The 20,107-nt window shown below is 40.6% G+C and carries 19 protein-coding genes and 2 tRNA genes; 13 read left to right on the forward strand and 8 right to left on the reverse strand.

The window, feature by feature from the left end; all coding sequences use genetic code 11:
• Positions 1-39: 39 nt before the first annotated feature.
• Both HMAT_RS26625 and HMAT_RS26630 read right to left on the reverse strand, forming a co-directional pair.
• Complete coding sequence (locus HMAT_RS26625; protein WP_104385865.1) at positions 40-1,776, reverse strand: RagB/SusD family nutrient uptake outer membrane protein; 1,737 nt, start codon at positions 1,774-1,776, stop codon at positions 40-42.
• A gap of 21 nt (positions 1,777-1,797) precedes the next feature.
• On the reverse strand, positions 1,798-5,067 hold the full coding sequence (locus HMAT_RS26630) for a TonB-dependent receptor (RefSeq protein ID WP_233789620.1): 3,270 nt from the start codon (positions 5,065-5,067) through the stop codon (positions 1,798-1,800).
• 418 nt (positions 5,068-5,485) lie between these two features.
• On the opposite strand from HMAT_RS26630, the gene mqnC reads away from it, so the two are divergent.
• The 3 genes from mqnC to HMAT_RS27305 all read left to right on the forward strand — a co-directional run bounded on the left by mqnC (position 5,486) and on the right by HMAT_RS27305 (position 7,489).
• On the forward strand, positions 5,486-6,610 hold the full coding sequence (gene mqnC, locus HMAT_RS26635; RefSeq protein ID WP_104385866.1) for a cyclic dehypoxanthinyl futalosine synthase: 1,125 nt from the start codon (positions 5,486-5,488) through the stop codon (positions 6,608-6,610).
• Between the two features lie 9 nt (positions 6,611-6,619).
• Complete coding sequence (gene scpB / locus HMAT_RS26640) at positions 6,620-7,180, forward strand: SMC-Scp complex subunit ScpB (protein ID WP_104385867.1); 561 nt, start codon at positions 6,620-6,622, stop codon at positions 7,178-7,180.
• Between the two features lie 153 nt (positions 7,181-7,333).
• Positions 7,334-7,489, forward strand: a complete 156-nt coding sequence (locus HMAT_RS27305; RefSeq protein ID WP_172395758.1) for a hypothetical protein — start codon at positions 7,334-7,336, stop codon at positions 7,487-7,489.
• A gap of 102 nt (positions 7,490-7,591) precedes the next feature.
• On the opposite strand, the gene trxA is transcribed toward HMAT_RS27305, so the two are convergent.
• The 3 genes from trxA to HMAT_RS26655 are packed head-to-tail and all read right to left on the reverse strand — an operon-like array spanning position 7,592 to position 9,479.
• On the reverse strand, positions 7,592-7,888 hold the full coding sequence (gene trxA, locus HMAT_RS26645) for a thioredoxin (protein WP_104385868.1): 297 nt from the start codon (positions 7,886-7,888) through the stop codon (positions 7,592-7,594).
• Between the two features lie 2 nt (positions 7,889-7,890).
• The gene (locus HMAT_RS26650) at positions 7,891-8,622 is read right to left on the reverse strand and encodes a rhodanese-like domain-containing protein (RefSeq protein ID WP_104385869.1); all 732 of its coding nucleotides are present in this window, start codon (positions 8,620-8,622) and stop codon (positions 7,891-7,893) included.
• An 8-nt stretch (positions 8,623-8,630) separates the two neighbouring features.
• Positions 8,631-9,479 (reverse strand): glycoside hydrolase family 25 protein, encoded by an 849-nt coding sequence (locus tag HMAT_RS26655; RefSeq protein ID WP_104385870.1) that lies wholly within the window; start codon positions 9,477-9,479, stop codon positions 8,631-8,633.
• 67 nt (positions 9,480-9,546) lie between these two features.
• On the opposite strand from HMAT_RS26655, the gene HMAT_RS26660 reads away from it, so the two are divergent.
• The 3 genes from HMAT_RS26660 (at position 9,547) to HMAT_RS26670 (ending at position 11,024) form a co-directional block, all read left to right on the forward strand.
• Entirely contained in the window at positions 9,547-10,431 is an 885-nt protein-coding gene (locus tag HMAT_RS26660) for a bestrophin family protein (RefSeq protein ID WP_104385871.1), read from the forward strand.
• A gap of 93 nt (positions 10,432-10,524) precedes the next feature.
• A tRNA-Ser gene (locus tag HMAT_RS26665) sits at positions 10,525-10,609 on the forward strand.
• Between the two features lie 330 nt (positions 10,610-10,939).
• A tRNA-Ser gene (locus HMAT_RS26670) sits at positions 10,940-11,024 on the forward strand.
• 314 nt (positions 11,025-11,338) lie between these two features.
• Here HMAT_RS26670 and HMAT_RS26675 read toward each other — a convergent pair.
• A complete protein-coding gene (locus HMAT_RS26675; protein WP_104385872.1) occupies positions 11,339-11,857 on the reverse strand; it encodes a methylated-DNA--[protein]-cysteine S-methyltransferase in 519 nt (172 codons plus the stop codon).
• A gap of 146 nt (positions 11,858-12,003) precedes the next feature.
• Between HMAT_RS26675 and HMAT_RS26680 the strand changes: the two genes are divergently transcribed.
• Both HMAT_RS26680 and HMAT_RS26685 read left to right on the forward strand, forming a co-directional pair.
• The gene (locus tag HMAT_RS26680; protein ID WP_158656164.1) at positions 12,004-12,243 is read left to right on the forward strand and encodes a hypothetical protein; all 240 of its coding nucleotides are present in this window, start codon (positions 12,004-12,006) and stop codon (positions 12,241-12,243) included.
• 126 nt (positions 12,244-12,369) lie between these two features.
• Positions 12,370-12,906, forward strand: a complete 537-nt coding sequence (locus HMAT_RS26685) for a biopolymer transporter ExbD (protein ID WP_104385874.1) — start codon at positions 12,370-12,372, stop codon at positions 12,904-12,906.
• 154 nt (positions 12,907-13,060) lie between these two features.
• Here the strand turns inward: HMAT_RS26685 and HMAT_RS26690 are convergent, their stop codons facing one another.
• Positions 13,061-13,627, reverse strand: a complete 567-nt coding sequence (locus HMAT_RS26690) for a hypothetical protein (RefSeq protein WP_104385875.1) — start codon at positions 13,625-13,627, stop codon at positions 13,061-13,063.
• Positions 13,628-13,807: 180 nt separating this feature from the next.
• Between HMAT_RS26690 and HMAT_RS26695 the strand changes: the two genes are divergently transcribed.
• From HMAT_RS26695 to HMAT_RS26705, 3 genes are all read left to right on the forward strand, one after another.
• Positions 13,808-14,200 carry a group III truncated hemoglobin gene (locus HMAT_RS26695; protein ID WP_104385876.1) on the forward strand — a complete coding sequence of 131 codons (393 nt, stop codon included), beginning with the start codon at positions 13,808-13,810 and terminating at the stop codon, positions 14,198-14,200.
• Between the two features lie 171 nt (positions 14,201-14,371).
• Positions 14,372-14,746 (forward strand): BlaI/MecI/CopY family transcriptional regulator, encoded by a 375-nt coding sequence (locus HMAT_RS26700; protein WP_104385877.1) that lies wholly within the window; start codon positions 14,372-14,374, stop codon positions 14,744-14,746.
• Positions 14,743-16,248, forward strand: a complete 1,506-nt coding sequence (locus HMAT_RS26705; RefSeq protein WP_104385878.1) for a M56 family metallopeptidase — start codon at positions 14,743-14,745, stop codon at positions 16,246-16,248. The genes HMAT_RS26700 and HMAT_RS26705 overlap by 4 nt, the downstream gene beginning before the upstream one ends.
• A 7-nt stretch (positions 16,249-16,255) precedes the next feature.
• Here HMAT_RS26705 and HMAT_RS27140 read toward each other — a convergent pair whose 3' ends face one another.
• Complete coding sequence (locus HMAT_RS27140; protein ID WP_158656166.1) at positions 16,256-16,414, reverse strand: hypothetical protein; 159 nt, start codon at positions 16,412-16,414, stop codon at positions 16,256-16,258.
• A gap of 288 nt (positions 16,415-16,702) precedes the next feature.
• On the opposite strand from HMAT_RS27140, the gene HMAT_RS26710 reads away from it, so the two are divergent.
• Together HMAT_RS26710 and HMAT_RS26715 are read left to right on the forward strand one after the other, a co-directional pair.
• Positions 16,703-18,181: a hypothetical protein gene (locus HMAT_RS26710; RefSeq protein WP_104385879.1), complete on the forward strand. Its 1,479-nt coding sequence runs from the start codon at positions 16,703-16,705 to the stop codon at positions 18,179-18,181.
• 86 nt (positions 18,182-18,267) lie between these two features.
• Positions 18,268-20,061 carry a cytochrome-c peroxidase gene (locus HMAT_RS26715; protein WP_104385880.1) on the forward strand — a complete coding sequence of 598 codons (1,794 nt, stop codon included), beginning with the start codon at positions 18,268-18,270 and terminating at the stop codon, positions 20,059-20,061.
• Positions 20,062-20,107 lie beyond the last annotated feature (46 nt).

Below are 20,107 nucleotides of genomic sequence, written 5' to 3' on the forward strand. Positions count from 1 at the left end.
GGAAATTCACTCCTCCTTTTGCATTTCTTACATCAGTTATTAGTAGCCCTGATTTTGTGTGAGGCTACCATTGCTTTTATTGATTTCCTCCTGTGGAATTGGGAAATAAGCGTTTTTATCCGCGTAAGCTTTGCTCTTAAAGACAGGGAGTATGCCACCTTCAAATTTTGCGTAATTTGCAATAACGTCTTTTGCTATACCCCAGCGTACCAAGTCAAAGAAACGATGACCTTCCATGGCAAGTTCCAGTCTTCTTTCAAATCGGACAGCTTTACGCGCCTGGTCAGGGCTTGTGAATGCTAGATAGGGCTTAACCTCATATTTCGCTGCTGCGACTCCGCCTCCGGTAGTCTTTATGGGCAATTTTGCTGCGCGTAGCCGAATAGAATTAACATATTTTAAAGCATTTGGGAGATTTCCTAGTTCAACCTCACATTCCGCAGCCATCAGAATTACATCGGCCAAACGCATGATATTTACATCCAAATCGGTCACATAAGCCGCACCTGCTTGTGTATGGGCAGCATGTTGACTTTTTGGAATCATTGTTTTAATACCCGTAAACGGACCACCATGCGGGCGGCTACCTTCTTCAGGGCGCAACCATGCGTCGCCAGGAAACTCGCCATAATCCAGGAAGTTCACACCCCGGCGGCCAACGGTATAATCAAGACGTGGATCAAATCTTAAATTCACATCCAATTTATAATTCGCTATCGCGGCTTTGTCTGTCAAGAGGATATCAGATGTATAAGGATTTGTACGATAGGAGTCATCCAACATCGGAAGCCCATTTGCATCTACCTTATAAGCGTTAACAAGATCAATTGAAGGCTGATAGAAACCACAGCAACCAACAGGATTAGTTCCATTCAATCCGCTCAGCATATCGCCCACATTGGCATTATCGCCACCTCCATCAGGATTTATGGCGTGCTTGGCCACCAAAAGCGCTTCCGGTCCATTTTCCTTATTCACATCATAATTATCCTGAAAAGGCATTGTTGTGATGTCCCGACTGCCAATGACCTCCTTAAATAAAACCAAAGCCTCAGCATACTTTTTCTGATAAAGGTATAATTTTCCCAGATATGCTTTTGCGGTGCGTTGATCCATTCGTCCACCTTCCCCATTGATCTTGCTATCTGGTAGGTTCGCCACGGCAGCCTTTAGATCGCTTTCGATCATCGGTTGCACATCCTTATCATTTTTGATCACTTTCGCATCTTCGATGTTTGTATTTTCATCTACATAAGGAATATTTTTAAAAACCCGCCACAAGAAAAAGTAATAGTGAGCACGCAACAATTTCGCTTCACCTTCGATTTCCTTCGCACGTTCGGCTTTAATCGTTTTGCTGCCACTTTGATCTTGCGTCAACAAGCGAAGAGTCGTGTTTGCACGAAGTACACCTTCATAATACACCTGCCACATGGTGCTCAAGTTGTCGTTTGAGGAAATGGTGGTAAAAGATTCGATCATGTTCATATTCGGCTGATCGGTGATTACCGATCCCTTGTGGGCATTGTCGGAAGTTATTTCGCCGAAAATCCACTGACTTGGCGCCGAACCATAGTTCCCCCAGGTCCCATTTATATTACCGTTCATAATTGCATAGGCACCAATCAAGGTCGCTTCCACCCCTTTCTTTCCCTCGATCTGCTCTTCAATCAATTCCCCTTGGGGATTCTTTTCCAAAAACCCTTTACCGCATCCAAACATGCCTAAAGTTGTCAGTCCTAACAAACTGTATAATAGAATAGTTCTCTTTTTCATTTTAATTGCTTTATAATTTCGTTAAAAACCTAAACTTACGCCCAACATATATTGCCTAGCCTGCGGATAAACCCCGAAATCAACGCCCAATGCTGGATAATCCGATGGTGTTGCCGATACTTCCGGATCAAGACCTTCGTATTTTGTGATGGTGAATAGATTTGTTACTCCGACATAAGCCCTTAATCTTTTCACACCTGTATTTGCGCCAAAGAGTTTATCTGTAGAGAAATTATAACCGATCTGTAAGTTTTTCATTTTAAAGAAGCTCGCATCCTGTACGAAATAGCTAGAAGATGCATACTCATTGGCCGACACCTCTTCTTTCGTTTGCGATGGAATTAGACTTGATGTATTGCTTGGACTCCAAGCATCCAATACGCGTACGCTCTTTTGACCATCAAACACGCCAAAATCCGTAAAGTAACGTGTTGCTTCATAGTTCTCATTTCCCTTAGAGCCATAGAAATACATCATGATATCGAAGTTTTTGTAATTGGCATTGAAATTAAGCGAATACGTGAAATCCGGATGTGGGCTTCCGATAACGGTATTATCTTTTGCGTCAATGATACCATCACCATTCACATCTTCAAATCTAAAACCTCCAACACGGGCTTTTTCGTAAGAAGGGTATTGTGTCAGTTCAGCTTCGTTTTGATAAATTCCTGCTACTTTGAATCCATAGAATGCTCCAAAAGGTTGCCCTGTTCTCAAAACCGAGGTTTCCATACTTCGGAAAGCACCGTATACCACATCATTGATACCTGGTGCCAAACCAACAATTGTATTTTTGTTTCTGGAGATGTTTGCTCCAATATCGAAGTTGAATTTGTTCGGGTCAGTTTGTTTATGGTGATAATTCAACGAGAACTCCACCCCTTTATTTTGCATATCGCCAATATTCACATAAGGCGAGGCCGCCCGGCCAACAGCTGTTGCAGGCAATGGCAATGCAAATAACATGTCTGAAGTTTTCTTATTATACCAGTCAAAAGCACCATCAATTTTACCTCCCAAAATCGAGAAGTCCAATCCTAGGTTTAAGGAAGCAACCTGTTCCCATTTTACATTCTCGTTTTGATAATCACTGACCCACAGACCGCTTACTAATTCATTATTTATTGGATAAGAAGCCGAATTAATAGAAGTCGCATAACGCTTTAAATATTGGTAAGATGGAATGCGCTGGTTACCTGTAATACCGTAACCTGCTCTCAGTTTCAAGTCATTTAACCAACTTACATTTTTCATAAATTCCTCTTGGGATATCCGCCAAGCCCCACTTACCCCAGGAAAAGTACCATACTTATTCTTAGAACCAAAGTTTGACGAGCCGTCCCTTCTGACTGTTCCACTTAAGATATAGCGATCTTTATAGGAATAATCTACTTTTCCAAAAATGGAGAACAACGATCCTAAAGCACCTTCACTTGCTGCCGAATTTTTGGAAGCCTGGCTCACATAAAAGAAATCTGTAGTATTTGTAATGAAGTAGCCATTTCCATTTCCTTGAACCTGACGATAAGTATTATCAATAGCTTCCGTTCCCAATAACACATTTAAGCTATGGGCGTCATTAAAGTTAGCCTTATAGTTCAAGGTATTTGTCCAGGTCCATTCCGTATTATAACCAGAGGTTTCTGATGATGCACTGTTTGCGCTACCCTCGGTAAACTCCAGATTTGGATAGGTATAACTTAAATTGTAATAATTCTCATATTTGATACCAAAGCTTGTTCTAAATGTTAATCCTTTTAATACGTCATACTCTCCAAAAGCGTTCCCGAAGAAGAAATTGCTTTTGTTCACATTATCTTTCGCGCGGTAAGCAATAGCTACAGGATTCTCGCCATTTCCCCAGCCGCCTCTAGAACCCGCGAAATTACCGCCTTCATCATATACCGGAATAATATTTTTGATCCGATAGGCAAATCCGATCGCACTACCTTCACCAATATAATCGCCAGCCGTATTTGTATTCACACCGATACCATGCCCTTTAGTCATACTATATTGCATATTTTCACCGAAACGCAATTTTTTATTAAAAGCGGAAAAATTCGTATTTGAACGTACATTAAAGCGTTCGAATCCTGTATGGATTACGGTTCCTTTTTGGCCCAAATATCCCCCGGAAACCGCATAAGAAGCATTTTCGCCACCGCCTACAGTATTTAATTGATAAGACTGTGTGGGCGCGTTCTGGCTCAATTCTTTAAACCAGTCTGTTCCGGCTTTATTTGCTTTGGTAATTTGATAAAATTCTTCTTTGTTGTCCGCATAGTTATATTTGGACATATCGGCATCCGCAGGTGTCACTTTGTTGCCTGATACTGCGCCAGCCAACAAATAATCTGGTAGCGGATCTTTATTACCATTTAAGTCATAAATCTGCTGTGGACTTAACATTTTTGGGAAACGGCCACTATTAGGCACCTGAACGCCGTAATAAGCATCAAAATTGATCTGAGGTTTGCCAGATTTGCCAGATTTTGTTGTAATGATAACGACACCGTTATTTGCACGCGAACCGTAGATTGAAGCCGCCGAAGCATCTTTCAGCACCTGCATCGTTTCAATATCATTCTGATTCAGCCAGCTTAATTTTCCTTCAAATGGAACCCCATCGATCACATAAAGCGGTTCGTTATTATTAATGGTACTATAACCCCGGATTTTAATCTGCGGTGTAGAACCCGGAGCACCATCAGTCACTACTTGAACCCCCGTGGCACGACCTTGCAGAGACTCCACGGCACTCGCTGCCGGCGTAGTTTTCAATTGGTCGGTATTGACGACTGCAACAGATCCCGTCAGATCCTTCTTGCGTTGCGTCGAATAACCTGTCACAACGACTTCTTCTAATGCATCCTCTGAAGAATTTAAGGAAATTGTCAAATCAGCCTTTCCCGTGACTGTAATTTCGGAGCTCGAGTAACCGATGTAGCTTACGACCAATACGTCTCCGACCTTTCCCTGGATCGTAAATACACCGTCTGCATCTGTTGATGTCCCTTTGTTGGTGCCCTTGACCTTAACGGAAACACCCGTGATAGCTTGGCCTGTAGTGGCATCCTTCACCACACCTTTAATGGGGATTTCTTGTAACCCTTTGGGTTTCGTTAACGAAACGACTTCAATTCTGCCATGGGCAACTACTCCATTGGCTGAAACCTGAGCGGTCATTCCTCCTGCTATGAGAAGAGAACTCATCAGCAGAAAACTCTTATTGAACTTTTGGCCCAATATGAGATCAAAACAGCGTTTTTGGTCCGTTTTTTTCATCATAATTTTATAAATAGGTGGTTTAAAAAAATTTATGTTTATTTCTATGTTTGTTTTTAGTTGATATTGGTTGTTAAGTTGTTGGTCATTCTACTCCAGCGGAAACAATATGCATTGCTACCGGCAGCGAGCCCTTTGGTTATCATTTTTTTCTTTAGTTTGGTTATTCGCAGAAATGTTAAAATCTGTTAAATAAATGTAAAGAATAATAAATGTAAAAAAAAAGAAAAATCTTAATTAAATTACAAATCACTATAAATCAAGTTACTGTAATTAATACACTAAGTCTTAGTGTTATACTTTTGTTACAAAAAAATCCCACGGGTTTCCTTTGATCCGGTTTCTCCTCAATATCAAGCCTGAATGTCAAATATTCGCCAAATGCATTTAAATACGCTAAAAGGTACTTATATTTGTTTTGATGAATGTAAGTAGTTTATTAGAACGGGCGCTCCGATTTGAGTTCCTTTCCAAGGAAGAAGGTGTTTTTTTATATAAAAATGCACCGACAGCTGATTTGACTTTCGTAGCCAATGAATTGCGTAAGATACAAGTACCACACGGCAAGGTAACCTGGCAGATCGACAGGAATGTCAATACGACCAACGTCTGTGTTGCAAACTGCAAATTTTGCAACTTTTTCCGTCGTCCGGGTCACGAAGACAGTTACATCACCGATATCGAGAGCTACAAACAAAAGATCGAAGAGACCTTTAAATATGGCGGAGATCAACTCCTGTTACAGGGCGGTCACCATCCTGATTTGGGGATTGAATTTTACAAAAATTTATATAGACAATTAAAGGAGCTTTACCCTAACCTAAAACTACATTCACTCGGTCCCCCAGAAATCGCACATATTTCCAAGTTAGAGAATATGAGTCATATCGACGTCTTGACGCAGTTGAAAGAGGCCGGGTTAGATTCGTTGCCCGGAGCTGGAGCAGAGATTCTCAATGACCGGGTCCGGCGTTTGATATCCAAAGGAAAATGTGGTGGTAAAGAATGGCTTGATGTGATGCGTGCAGCGCATAAGATCAATTTGCCTACTTCTGCGACAATGATGTTTGGCCATATCGAAACCATTGAAGAGCGATTTGAGCATTTGGTCTGGATCAGAGAAGTACAAGATGAAAAACCGCAGGATTCGTATGGCTTTATTGCTTTTATTCCCTGGCCTTTTCAAGATGACGGTACGCTATTGAAAAGACTACGTGGCATTACCAATGATGTGACGGGAGAAGAATATATCCGCATGATTGCCTTGAGCCGAATTATGCTGCCCAATATTAAAAATATTCAGGCTTCTTGGCTCACAGTTGGAAAACGTACAGCGCAGTTGTGCCTGCATGCCGGAGCCAATGATTTTGGATCCATCATGATTGAAGAAAATGTTGTTTCGGCAGCTGGTGCTCCCCATCGATTCACTTCTAAATCTATACAGGAAGCGATTTTAGAAGCAGGCTTTGCCCCACAGCTGAGAACACAGAAATATGATTTCAGAGAACTGCCTGCCCACATGGTCGAGCAAGTCATTAACTATTAATACCCTACATTGAAAGACGTTATCAGAAATATTGAAGCAATTATTTTTGCTTCTGCGGAAGGAATAGATCTTGCGGATATCAAACAAATCTTGCAGGAGGCCCTGGCCATTGAATTATCCAAAGAGGAACTGCGTGAACTGATTAAAAAGATCGAAGATAAATATCAGGATGAAGAGCATGTTCTCGAATTGCGGTATATCAATAATGCTTACCAGTTTTTGACCAAAGCAGTTTATCATGAGGCAATACAGCAATTGCAAAATCACAACAACAAACGTAAGCTCAGTCAGTCGGCGCTGGAAACACTTGCCATCATCGCCTACAGACAGCCGATTACAAAGCTCGAGATCGAACAGATCAGAGGGGTAAGCTGTGATTATTCTATTCAGAGACTTTTAGAAAAGAAACTGATCAAAATAGCCGGAAAAGCCGATACAATTGGTAAACCATTGTTGTATGCAACCAGCCAACAATTTATGGATCATTTCGGAATCAATGGCGTTCGCGATCTTCCGCAGCTAAAAGATATCGTCACAGAAGACAATGCAATTGGCGAAACAAATGAGTAAATAAAATAAAATAAATTTTTATTTTTAAAAAACAATTCAACATACTGATTAACAGAAAAATAAAGGTCAATATTTTTTTAAAAAAAAGTTTTAAAAAATAGTTTTCTTCTCTAATTTTACAACATTGAATAAGAAACAATAAAGTATTATTTTATGAACACGGCAATATTAGCTACCGAAGATCTTGAAGAAGTAAAATTCGCATCTTTCAATGGACCTGATGACGATGATGATGATTTCGATAACGATGATTTCGAAATTCCTGAAATTGAAGGATTGGATGACTTCGATGATGATGATGAATTTTAATATTTAGTGCGATATAACACTACCTATTAAAACCAGAGAATCATTAAAAAAAATAAGGCGTTCAATTTGATTGAACGCCTTATTTTTTTTAAGCCCACCAATTTACTTCGCCTGGTCTATCAGCTTATGCAATTCCATTTTGGGGATCATCCCGCTTTGGCGCCACAGTTGTTGACCATTTTTAAATAAGATAAATGTAGGCACACCACTTACTTTATAAATGGAAGCGATTTTCGGATTTTTATCCACATCTATCTTTATGATGGAAAGATCCTCCTGATAAAATTCTTTTACATCCTGTAATACCGGCGCCATCGTCTGGCATGGACCGCACCACGTCGCAAAAAAATCCACTAAAACCAGCGAATTTGATTGAATAATCTGGTCAAAAGTTGCCATTATTAATTCTCCTTTATTTCATCTTTCAATGCTTTATATCCACCCTGAATATTGCACACATTTTTAAATCCTTTTGCACGCAAGATAGACACGGCGACCGCACTGCGATAGCCCGATTGACAATGCACATACAATTGTGTACCATCTTTTTCCAGCGTTTCCCCAAAATTAGCGAAATCCGACAACGGAATGTTCATTGCATTGTCAATATGTCCTTTATCAAATTCTTTCTCCGTACGTACGTCCACAATATGACCTGGATCTGATCTTTCTCCAAATTTCTGTGCTGTAAAGTTAACAACCGAATCTACTGATTCTCGCGCTTTCCATCGCTTCATGCCTCCCTCCAATACACCAATCGCCGCAGTATACCCCAGTTGTACCAGACGTTCCCCCACTGCCGTAAGATCCTGCGGTTCTACCACAAGCAAAAGCTTTTGATTTCTATCCGGAATGACTTCTGCCAAAAAGGTATCAAATGGACCTTTAAAACCAATGTTGATCGCTCCGGGAATAAATTCTTTTAAGAACTCATCAGCAGATCGCGTATCCAAAACAACCACATCAGCCTGAGCACGTAATTTTTTAAATTGCTTCAGGGAAAGTACAGGTAAGCCTGTTACAGTGTATTGGAGTTCCCCCTGTCCCGAATGTGATTTTGTTTGAGCGGGCAGAGTACTATTGCATGTCAAGATACCCCATATAAGCGTGGTTATTAAAACTCTGTTGTTCATCTTATTTATTATTTAAAGGGAATAAGCAATTTTTCCAATTCCGTTATTTTTCCGTTGTAGATATTCAGATCGACATTTCCACGGATACCGTTTACTGTTCCTTTTTCCGAAAATTGCCAAAATGCCCAATGCTCTTTTGGATTTTCGATCCAAAAATTATAGTTCGCGATCCATAGGGTATAGTTCGCGAATTCTTTCTCTAAAAAATCACTGTAGAATTTATCTCCGGAATACAGGATGGGCTTGACTTTATAATGCACTTCCACCTCTTCGAGCCAACGTTTCAATCCTACTTTAAGGCTATCCATGGACTGTTGCTTCGGATGTTCCTCGATATCCAGTACCGGCGGAAGATCCCCCGGATGAAGCTTTACCTTACGGATGAAATTTTTGGCTTGCTTTACCGAATTTTCATTTGGTCGAAAGTAATGATATGCCCCCCTTAAGATTGCACGATTTTGTATTTTGGACCAATTCCGGCTAAATTTATCGTCTATCCCCTTCTCCCCCATTGTCGCACGGATAAATACGAAATCTATTGGAAATTGATCGTTTATCGTATTCACTTTCTGCCAATCTATATCTTCCTGATAAGTCGAAACATCAATGCCAAACACCTTATCATCATGCTTACTCATGATTTCGATATTACGGATATCATATTTAGCTTCCTTCGTTAACGCCTTATTTTTTGATGTCGCCACGCGGAAGTAATACATAATCCCAGCTTTATAGTGCCATGCAACAAGACATAAGAGAAACATAAGCATCCCTGCGATCATCCAGATCCATCTGTTCTCTCGAGGCTCCCGCTTCTTTCTGCTGGTTTTTGTTTGTTTTGATTGCTGTTGCGCCATATGATGATGAAGTTACGGGAATCACAATTAACTCGCAAAGTTTTCGTAACAATTTATATTTTTGTATATGATCGTATACAACCCTAAAGATTGGCTGTCAGCAACTTTCAAATTACATAAATCAGACACCTTCAAGAAGCTGCTACCCTTTCTTATTTTAATCGCTGTCTACTCTTGGGCCATCGCTTACCTTGAATTGGAATATCTCAAATTAAGCGAAAGGAGTTGGGTCAAAAATATTACCATTGTCCATAATCTCTTAGGTTTCGTTATCTCCTTATTGTTGGTATTTAGAACCAACACCGCTTATGACCGTTGGTGGGAGGCGCGCAAACAATGGGGTACATTGACTAATGTCAGCCGGGCTTTTGCCTATAAGCTCAATGCAATTCTTGATGAAGACGACAAGGTCAATCGCAGCTTCTTCCGAAAAAGTATCCCGCTTTTTGCTGAGACCTTATATGACTTTTTACGGTCTGACTATACCAAGTTTATGCTGGATGAAAATGAACATCCTGAGCTGAAATCATTGGATAGCAAAAAGCATGGTCCAAATCAGGTTTCCAATATGATTTTTCAGAAGATAAACCAGCTCTATAAGGAGCGTATAGTCAGCGGAGATCAATTGATTATACTCAACGAGGAGATTGTGTCGATGACCAATGTCTGTGGCGCATGTGAGCGGATTAAAAATACACCAATTCCCTTAGCCTACAGTGCATTTATTAAGAAGTTCATTATCTTTTATACGATGACACTACCTGTAGGCTACGTTTTCTCGATCGGATACTTTGTGGTTATTGCCGTTCCGTTCATCCTATATGTACTCGCTTCACTGGAATTAATCGGGGAGTCCATCGAGGAGCCTTTTGGCATAGACCAGGACGACCTACCGATTGACAAAATCGCGGCTAATATAAAAAAACACTGCCACGAGATTATTCCGGCGTAGTATTTTGAAAATAATCTAGCTCATTTTCAAACCATAAGACATCATTGCAAAAATAAGTTTTGCAAATCTATACAGAATTTCTACTTTTGTCGCGGAGAGTTGGCAGAGTGGTCGAATGCGGCGGTCTTGAAAACCGTTAACTGTCACAGGTTCGGGGGTTCGAATCCCTCACTCTCCGCATAAAAAGCCTTTCAGCAATGAAAGGCTTTTTCCGTTCTATATGGATTCGAACCAGAAGGGCTTGCCGGGGGGTCGAAAAATGAGCCACATTCTTTATCATAAATAAATCCCAACAGGAATTTCATCCACTATTTTTTATCGTTGATATTATCCGGCTGGAAAGTACTGATTTATGTAAAAAAAAGTTTTGATGATCTAAATAAGCTATTAAAAATAACAACCTGATATACAATCATATTCCCATAACAAACCAACCATATAGCATATTAAACAAAGAAAAATGCAAAATAAGTTTTGTAAATCTGCTCAGAATTTCTACTTTTGTCGCGGAGAGTTGGCAGAGTGGTCGAATGCGGCGGTCTTGAAAACCGTTAACTGTCACAGGTTCGGGGGTTCGAATCCCTCACTCTCCGCATAAAAAGCCTTTCAGCAATGAAAGGCTTTTTCCGTTCTGTAAGTATTGGAACTAGACGGGCTGGCCGGAGTTGAAACAAATATGTATTCAGCACATTTCGACTAATTGAATATTTGTTCCACAGGTGGAATAGAGCAATGTTCTGATGCTTGATATTTCATTTGAATAAAATATCAATTTCCCTTTCTTAGCTAATTTATCGATATCCCTGTTCGTTTCCTAACGTTTTTTACCAAACAACAGAACTTAAGAAAATATCAGAAAGAGTTTTTATAGCGAAACATAATTCCCCAATAGGACAGGCACCGTAAGCTACAAATCAAAGAGTTTCGGAGTCCGATCTTTCATTTCCAGATCAATAAGAATAGATTTATTTTTTAGTCCACCAGCGAAACCAACGAGTTTACCCGATCCACCTATGATCCGATGACAGGGCACAATAATAGATACTGGATTCCTGTTCAATGCGCCACCGACAGCCCTTACGGCTTTTATATCACCCAGCTGACGCGCCAGATCTCCATAGCTTTTTGTGTGACCATAGGGAATGGTCAACAAAGCATCCCACACTTTGCGTTGAAAGGGAGTTCCCTGCATATCCAGCGGCAGGTCAAAAATAGTACGTTTGCGATCAAAATACTCTAAAAGCTGTCGCTGAGCGAGCAAAAGTAATGGCGCATGGTCATCTCTATCCGGCTTAGATAATCTTGTCCGAGTATAATTTTCAGCTTCCCACAATACAGCAGTAAGACCACGCATGGTTGCCACAAGCCTTATGTTGCCTACAGGCGATGCAATATCGGTATAGACAAGTCTATTATCCTGATCCATATTTTTTTATTGGTAAGTTACTAATCTTTTTTATATCATTTCCCGCAATAGCAATCCCATAATATAAATATCGCATTCTACACCTTGACAAACATGATTCTGTAATCAACCTCAGCCATCAAACCACGTTCACCACTAAGAATGGCATGAAGCTTGGACTTTGCTGGATGCAGGATCAGGAAAAAAATGGTTTACCCTTTATTATGCATACAGGTTGTGACGGAGCAGGATTCACAGCATTATGTTATATTTATCCGACCAAGCAAACTGGTATTGTACTTTTGGTAAATAACGGAAACGGAGAAGATAAATTATCGACCCTAAAAGATAATATCATTACAAAATTGCTCGCAAATCCGGCACCATCGAATTATAACCCATTGTAATCAAACACAATAAAGAAAGTCGTATGGAAAAACAGCTTATTTTGTCAAAAAAACTATGGAATAGTTCCCTCTTGGGCATCATATTCATGAGTATGAACGAGAGTTATAACCTAAAGACCAAGCATCATGGCAGAATTAAACCAAAAAACACAGGAAAGCGGAAAGAAAAAAATTAGAAGCCGGAAAATGGCTCCAAAGGTGGATCTGACAGCGATGGTAGATCTTGCCTTCCTTCTGATTACCTTTTTCATGCTGACGACAACCCTAAATAAGCCTGCGGCAATGGATATTGCCATGCCGGACAAAACAAAAGACGATGTGGATAGTCCGGTCTTTATTGATGAAAACCGGACAGCAACCCTGATCCTTGGCGATGGAAAATTTATGTGGTATCACGGTGACTTTAAGAAACCCATTGCTTCATCTGAAAAACCAGCCGATATAGAAAAAACATTGGCACAGGTCGTCGCACAGCTCAAAGGGAAGATCAGTACCATACCCAATACGAAAGATATGATTGTCCTGATCAAACCGAGCAAAGAAGCACGGACGAAAGACGTCATCCGAACGATTGACGAGCTCAAACATCAGAACATTACCCGTTATGTCATCGGTAAAACTCAAGACGAAGAGGAAAAGCAATTATTGGCATCCATACAATAAAGACTCCCAGCGATCAAAAGTTTATTTACTACAATAACCAGTCTGAGCAGTCTTTATCTTTTGAAGCGAGATGGCAAGCATATGGACTATGCAATAAAACAGGGCTATCAAAAAAATGGACAGCCCTGTTCGATATAATTCCAACAATACTAAATTATCTTTTGTCCAGGTTTTGCCAGTAACGTTCCGCATTTTCTTTCACTTCCGCGGGCAAAGAAGCATAATTATCCGAATACGTGGTTTTCTCGTACCCGTCCTCCGCCTCTGCTCGCATACGGTAAAATTGTCCTTTGTATAAAATCAGGGCAATACAGCTCAGCTGCTTTTCGACATTATCCTTCGGATGTCTGGAATAAATAAACACCGCATCCAGTTTTCCGTCTTTGTCTGCATCAAAAAAAGCTTTTCGGGATTCCCAGACGGAAGTAATAATACCATCTTCCTGAATAACCTCTTCTACTATTGGCACCCACATGCCATCGATTCGTTGAAATTGCTGCGCGTATAGTTTATCCGGATCTGCTCCGCGTTCCTCTTTTGAAAAAATAATATAATTATCTTCCTTTTCGGTCTGAATATGCTCAACCTGCAACACCCGTTTGCCTTTAAACGGAAAGCCCGACGATTGAAAGTTTTCTTTATTGACCGTAATATCGGTGATCTGTGCCTGCGCGACGGAGCATCCCAGCAGCAGCAGGACAAAAAAAGTGTATTTTCCCATCTGTTTTTCCCTAAATGTGCATTCAAATTACTGACAATAAAAGAAAAATCCAATATTTTTAACAGGCTTCTTTACATCAGCCTGATTCTTTTCTCCATTATTCTGTTTAAATTTAACCTATTATACCGTGGGGCAGCTACAGTTAAGGTATCCGCTTCACAAAGCTATACACGTATTCCCATGAAGCAGGATATCCAGACCATTGCCGACATCAAAATATTAGTCGATCAGTTTTACGGCACTGTCCGTCAGGACAGTCTTCTTGGACCAATTTTTCAGGAACGCATCCAGGACAGATGGGCCCAACATCTGGAAAAGATGTATCGCTTTTGGCAGACCATCCTTCTGGATGAACATACCTACTTTGGTAGCCCATTTCCACCTCATATTCCCTTACCGATCGAAGCAAAGCATTTCGACCAATGGCTTCTGTTATTTGAAGCGACTGTAGATCGCCTGTACAAAGGCGAAAAAGCCGAAGAAGCGAAATGGCGTGCACAAAAAATGGCACAGATGTTCCAGTTCAAAAAAGAATATTTCAATACCAATCCTAAAAAGAAGCCTTTATTATAAAAAAGCCTTCGCGATATTTAGGTCCTCTCCCGCCAATTTTTTGCCATTAAAAAAGGCTGCCCACGGCAAACAACACAAATAAAATACTCAAAATCAACAAAATAAACAATAAAATAGATTTTTAACACTTTTTAATTCTACACAATGTAGAATATATTCTATATTTGTAGTATGAATAAATTATCAGCGACTGAGGAACAATTAATGGGGTATATCTGGGACATGAAAAAAGCCTTTATGAAGGATCTTATGGAAGCCTATCCTGAACCCAAACCTGCTCCGACAACTATTGCGACGTTATTAAAACGAATGACTGAAAAAGGCGCCATATCTTATGTGCTATACGGCAATTCAAGAGAGTACTACCCTTTGTTTGACAAGGATAGTTATTATCTCGCTCACGTCAATGATATCGTTGAAACGTATTTTGATAATTCGGCTTTAAAATTTGCTTCTTTTTTCACCAAACAATCGCAGTTGAACAGGGAGCAACTGGAAGAGCTGAAAAAAATAATTGATTCGGAAATTAAAAACAAAGCGACATGATTATCTATTTGGGAAAATTGATCGCCTGTTCGGGCTTACTGTATCTTGTATATATCTTTCTTTTGCAACGGCAAAAACTCCTGGTGTTTAATCGGTTTTATCTGCTTGCCGTTATACCGGTTGCCCTTTTTGCTCCGCTGGTACAAACTGCCCTGCCATCTTTTATTCCTGATTTCTTTCATTTTGGTACCGATCAGGCTTCTGTGCTGCCTGAAACTATGGAGCCAGCCGGCGCACCGGCGCTAGTAGATCGACAAGAACCGATAATGGACACGAATACATCCATTGTTCTGATCTATCTGTTGATTGCGACGCTGCTACTGGTCAAACATGTCCTGAATTATAGAAAATTCTGCTCTTACATTGGTCGCGGATCTGTTATGGCGATTCCCTCTATTTATACTATTCAAGGCCTCAAAACGCCTTTCTCATTCTTCAGACGTATATATGTTCCCCATGAAGCCTATATACGAGGAGAGATTGACGCTTCCATTATTGCACATGAACAGGCACATGTAAATCAACGGCATTCCATCGACGTGATGGCCATGCAGTTTATCCGGGTCATATTATGGTTCAACCCCTTCGTCTATCTGATCGATAGAGCCATTCGACAAAACCACGAGTACTTGGCAGATGATGCTGTTGTACAGGTTTATGGACGCACGAATTACCAACATCTGATCATCCAATGGAGCATGTCTTCACCCGATATAAACGCATTACCGGCCAGTAATTTTAATTTTTTAACAACAAAAAAACGATTAATTATGTTACAGAAAAGAACAACCGGCAGTAAGCTCCTGCTGATGCCTGCGCTTACCCTATTGCTGACAACAGCAATTAGTCTACTGTTCTCGACACATGTCGAAGCACAGAAAACAACTCCGGTCAAAACAGAAAAGACCGAGCCCGCCAAACCAGCCGTAGCACCCCCTGCAGCTAAACAGCCCGGTGCTCCGAAAGCCGAAGAAATGCGGCCTAGACCTCCTAAAAAAGAAATGGCACCGCCAATGAAGCCAAAGAAAAACGCTGCCGCCAAAAAAGAAGAATCAGCATACGCTCCAGCTAAAATAGAAGAAGTATATGTAGAAAGCAACAATACAAACGGAAATGCAAAGTTTCAGGAACCTAAGCGGATCAAGTTAATCGGAACTGCGGATGTGAGCGCCACTACTTCATTGAATTCAAATGTTCAAGTGAATGATCCCAATGCCGTAGTAACGGTAAAAACAGGAACTGCACCTTCTGGATCAGCAAAGGTAACAGAAATAAGGTCGGCAGAACCAAATACGATAACAAAAGTAAACGTGCGTTCCACTAACACCATCGTCTCAGAAGCTAAAGAAAACAACGGAACGCAAGCCGCGAGAATTGTACTTAAAGGCCAACCTGCAAAGGAGACTGCCATGGAGTCCGATAAAAAAAATGCGCCGGTTTTCCAAGAGGTCAAAATCCAGTACCGCGGTGAAATACCTAAAAACCCACCCTTGCGCAAGTAATCAAAACTTAGGTCAGGCGGTATAAAACTTTCGTTTCAAAAGACAAAAAATAACCGGAGGAACGATCTTTCCTCCGGTTTTCCAATGAACAGGACATACAGCCTTTTGAAAGCAATGGATCAGCTTTATTAATAGCCTCAATCAGTTCAACATCATCTTTGTTCATTTTAGCTTTTTAGTTAAAGGTATCGGATTAGAATTTGTAATTTCCAAGTATAAAAAAATTTTAGAAAGCAATCTTCAACGCCTCATTTAAATGGGCTACTTATCAAAACAATGTACTCTCTAAACCAGCACACCTAAATAAAACAACTGATTTGATTAAATACATTAAAGCAAAATACAACAACCTATCCAAACCAATAAATTAAGTGCAAAAGTATAGCAAGAAGACAAATTGTTTGTTTAAAATAGAGTTAATATACAGCTAATATCCCCAGAATACCTTTGGTGTATGAGAAGAAACCAAATTACAATCCTAAGTTTACTATTGTCGATGGCAATAGCCGGCTGTAAAGACAACAACAAAATCGAAGATGGTGAAGAGAAGCCACCAGTGGCAGCTTTGGCAAACTATTCAAAAGAACCTGCTTTTGTCTTCGGCATGCCTGGCTTCGAAAATTTAAATATTACCACGCTGATTTCAAGTTCGGATAAATTATCAGAAACACCTAATTTTGTATTTGCGGGACAGCCTGATGGTGCAGGTTTTATAAAAAACCCTAATTCCGATGGTTTTTTAATGATCAGCAATCACGAAATTACACAATCGGTATCCCGTGTTTATCTCGATAAAAATTTCAAACCGATCAAAGGCGAGTATTTAATGGATGGCACCGGCGGGAGTACCAGACTTTGTTCCGCCACGCTTGCTACAACTGAGGAGCATGGTTTTTCTGCTTTCCTTACGGCCGGTGAATCAGGTGAAGAGAGCATGGTCCATGCCTTAGACCCATTGGGATCAGTAGCGCAGCGTTCGGACAAAATGCGTGTTAAACCTGCTTTGGGAAAGGCTTCGATGGAAAATGCAGTGCCACTGCCAAAAGATGTATCCAATGGTAAGACTTATATCCTAATCGGGGAGGACCAATCTTATGGTTCAAGCCATCAGTCTGCCGGACAGTTGATCCTCTATGTGGCAGAAAAACAAGGTGACTTGGATAATGGCAAGTTATATGCCCTTAAGCGTAGCGATAATGAGGTAGTCGAAACAAAAATGAAAAAGGGTGATTCTTACAATGTCGAGTTTGTTGAGATTCCGAACGCCAAAAATTTGACTGGTAAACAAATCAACCAAGCGAATATAGACAATAAAGCCATCCGCTTCTCCAGGGTAGAGGATGTAGATTACAGGAAAGGGGCCGGTAATGGACGCGAAGTTTATTTTACCGCGACAGGTCAATCAGGTGATGGTACTACTCCAACCGAAGGATTTACGATGTGGGGCAGAGTCTACAAATTGAATATGGATTCCAAAGATATGTTAAAGGGTAAGCTCGAAGTAATTGCCGAAGGAGACTCGGATCCCGGAAATAATCTAATCAATCCTGACAATTTATGTGTTACAGAAAACTTCGTTTATATACAGGAAGACGGTGATTCCTACTATACTGCTGCCAAACACGATTCTTATATCTGGCAATACAATATGGCTACAAAGACCTATAAGCCTTGGTTGAATATGAAACATGAGCGTAACAACGTAGATTGGCAAAAAAATTACAACCAAAGTGGCAACTTGAGTAAATTTGGTTCATGGGAATTCGGAGCGATGACAGATGTTTCCAAGCTGGTTGGCATTCCAAATACTTTTGCGGTCAATATTCACTCCCACACTTGGCAGAGCGATAAATTCGTCAATGCAGATGGATCGGGTGCAATCATGAACAAAGAAGGTGGACAAGTAGTCCTTATCCGCAACGTACAAAAATAATACGCAAAGTATACTAAAAACGCAAAAGGGTATCCTTTCACAGCAGAAGGATACCCTTGTTGTTATTTTATTCAAACAAAAAATAGATGAAATATTGGCTTGTAATAGGTTTGATAGCCGTTGTATTATTGGCTATTATGTGCAAGGGAAATCATGCTACTGATCCCCAGGATCTTCAAAATATTAGGCAACTGGTATTAAAGATCAATATCGCTTTCGATAAACAGATTGACCAGGAAATTGCCAATGTACAAAATAACATAAGTGCAGAGAAACTGCAAAAAGGTTTCAGTCGTTTGAGATCTACTTACAAATCTATGGAATGGGCGGTTGCTTATTTTATGCCCGAGACTGCCCGTTTTCTAAATGGTCCCAACCTGGATGAAATCGAACTGGAAGAAAATACCGTCATTGAAGCCGAAGGCTTACAGACATTGGAAGAATATTTCTATCCGAGCTATCAGGTAGCGGAAAAACAAGCGATAATTCGGTTTTTAAAGAAGTTAAAAAACAAATCCATGGCGATCGACACGTATTTTGAGGTCAATACCTTATCGCTACCACAGTTAATGGAGTCACTACGCAACCAGGTATTTCGGATTACCGCATTAGGCATTACAGGTTTTGACACCCCCATCTCAGGTCAAGGTCTGATCGAATCTATCGACGGTCTCAACGGTGTAGCCAATGTACTGGCTATGATAAAAAATCAGGTTGATCATCCAGGGGAAATTGACAAGATCTTGAGTTTAATCAAAATAGCCAATACGGTATTAGCTAAAAGTGGAAACAAAGATCAATTTGATTATCTGAGCTTTACGGATCAACATTTGAATAAAATTTCCGATGCACTACATCAATTTCGTAAGTTGGAAAACATCCCATCCCTGAATGTCAATCACCCCATATCACCCGAGGCCTCAAACCTTTTTAGTCAAGATGCTTTTAATCCCGATTTCTTTGTTGCCTCGGATCGACAAAAGATAAGCCCCGAAAAGGTCGCTTTGGGAGCCAAGCTATTCCGGGACAATATCCTGTCCGGGGATCAGACCCGTTCTTGCATTTCCTGCCATCATCCGGACAAAGCCTTTGCAGATGGACTCCGCGTGCCCAGTACTTTATCCGGTACAAAGATGGATCGTAATACCCCTTCAATTTCCTATAGTAATTACCAACATGGGCAGTTTTGGGATATGCGTCGCGAAGATCTTGAAGGACAGAGTGTAGATGTTATCACCAATAAGGATGAGATGCACGGTTCTATGATAGAAATTGCCAAACGTCTAAATCAACATAAAACATATACAAAAGAATTTAACAACATTTATAAGACCGACACAATAGAAAATTGGCAGGTACAGAATGTATTAGCCAGTTATGTGCGTTCATTGGGTAAATTCAACTCCCGCTTTGACCGTTATATGCGTGGTCAGTCGCAATTACTGTCAGCCGATGAAAAAGCAGGTTTCAACCTTTTCGTAGGCAAAGCAAAATGTGCAACCTGTCATTTTGTTCCAATGTTCAACGGGACAGTGCCGCCCGAATATGCCAAGACTGAATCTGAAGTCTTGGGTGTGGCGACAGACTACAGTAACCGGCAACTGGATCCAGACCGTGGTCGAGGTCGTTATCATGAGACTGTAGCCCAATTGCAGTACGCTTTTAAAACGCCCACAGTACGCAATAGCAGCAAGACAGCTCCTTACATGCACAACGGAGGTTATGTCACCTTAGAACAGGTCATGGATTTTTACAACAAAGGCGGTGGTCAGCAGTTTGGATTTAAGCTGGACTACCAGACATTACCCACCGATACATTAGGTTTAACAGCGGAAGAAACAGCCAAGATTATTGCTTTTCTAAAAGCCCTCGAAGACTGAACTATAAACTTGGGTCCCAGACCGTAAAAAATTTCGTCCGGAGCTG

Origin of the sequence: Sphingobacterium sp. HMA12 (genome assembly GCF_002933815.1) — a bacterium.
GTDB lineage: Bacteria > Bacteroidota > Bacteroidia > Sphingobacteriales > Sphingobacteriaceae > Sphingobacterium.

Coding starts and splice junctions, on each gene's coding strand:
- HMAT_RS26685 (WP_104385874.1), top strand. CDS start 12,370: ATGGCAGAATTAAACCAAAAAACACAGGAAAGCGGAAAGAAAAAAATT.
- HMAT_RS26695 (WP_104385876.1), top strand. CDS start 13,808: ATGAAGCAGGATATCCAGACCATTGCCGACATCAAAATATTAGTCGAT.
- HMAT_RS26630 (WP_233789620.1), bottom strand. CDS start 5,067: ATGATGAAAAAAACGGACCAAAAACGCTGTTTTGATCTCATATTGGGC.
- HMAT_RS26700 (WP_104385877.1), top strand. CDS start 14,372: ATGAATAAATTATCAGCGACTGAGGAACAATTAATGGGGTATATCTGG.
- trxA (WP_104385868.1), bottom strand. CDS start 7,888: ATGGCAACTTTTGACCAGATTATTCAATCAAATTCGCTGGTTTTAGTG.
- HMAT_RS26705 (WP_104385878.1), top strand. CDS start 14,743: ATGATTATCTATTTGGGAAAATTGATCGCCTGTTCGGGCTTACTGTAT.
- HMAT_RS26690 (WP_104385875.1), bottom strand. CDS start 13,627: ATGGGAAAATACACTTTTTTTGTCCTGCTGCTGCTGGGATGCTCCGTC.
- HMAT_RS26625 (WP_104385865.1), bottom strand. CDS start 1,776: ATGAAAAAGAGAACTATTCTATTATACAGTTTGTTAGGACTGACAACT.
- HMAT_RS26660 (WP_104385871.1), top strand. CDS start 9,547: ATGATCGTATACAACCCTAAAGATTGGCTGTCAGCAACTTTCAAATTA.
- HMAT_RS26680 (WP_158656164.1), top strand. CDS start 12,004: ATGAAGCTTGGACTTTGCTGGATGCAGGATCAGGAAAAAAATGGTTTA.
- HMAT_RS26655 (WP_104385870.1), bottom strand. CDS start 9,479: ATGGCGCAACAGCAATCAAAACAAACAAAAACCAGCAGAAAGAAGCGG.
- mqnC (WP_104385866.1), top strand. CDS start 5,486: ATGAATGTAAGTAGTTTATTAGAACGGGCGCTCCGATTTGAGTTCCTT.
- HMAT_RS26715 (WP_104385880.1), top strand. CDS start 18,268: ATGAAATATTGGCTTGTAATAGGTTTGATAGCCGTTGTATTATTGGCT.
- HMAT_RS26675 (WP_104385872.1), bottom strand. CDS start 11,857: ATGGATCAGGATAATAGACTTGTCTATACCGATATTGCATCGCCTGTA.
- HMAT_RS27140 (WP_158656166.1), bottom strand. CDS start 16,414: ATGAACAAAGATGATGTTGAACTGATTGAGGCTATTAATAAAGCTGAT.
- HMAT_RS26710 (WP_104385879.1), top strand. CDS start 16,703: ATGAGAAGAAACCAAATTACAATCCTAAGTTTACTATTGTCGATGGCA.
- HMAT_RS26650 (WP_104385869.1), bottom strand. CDS start 8,622: ATGAACAACAGAGTTTTAATAACCACGCTTATATGGGGTATCTTGACA.
- HMAT_RS27305 (WP_172395758.1), top strand. CDS start 7,334: ATGAACACGGCAATATTAGCTACCGAAGATCTTGAAGAAGTAAAATTC.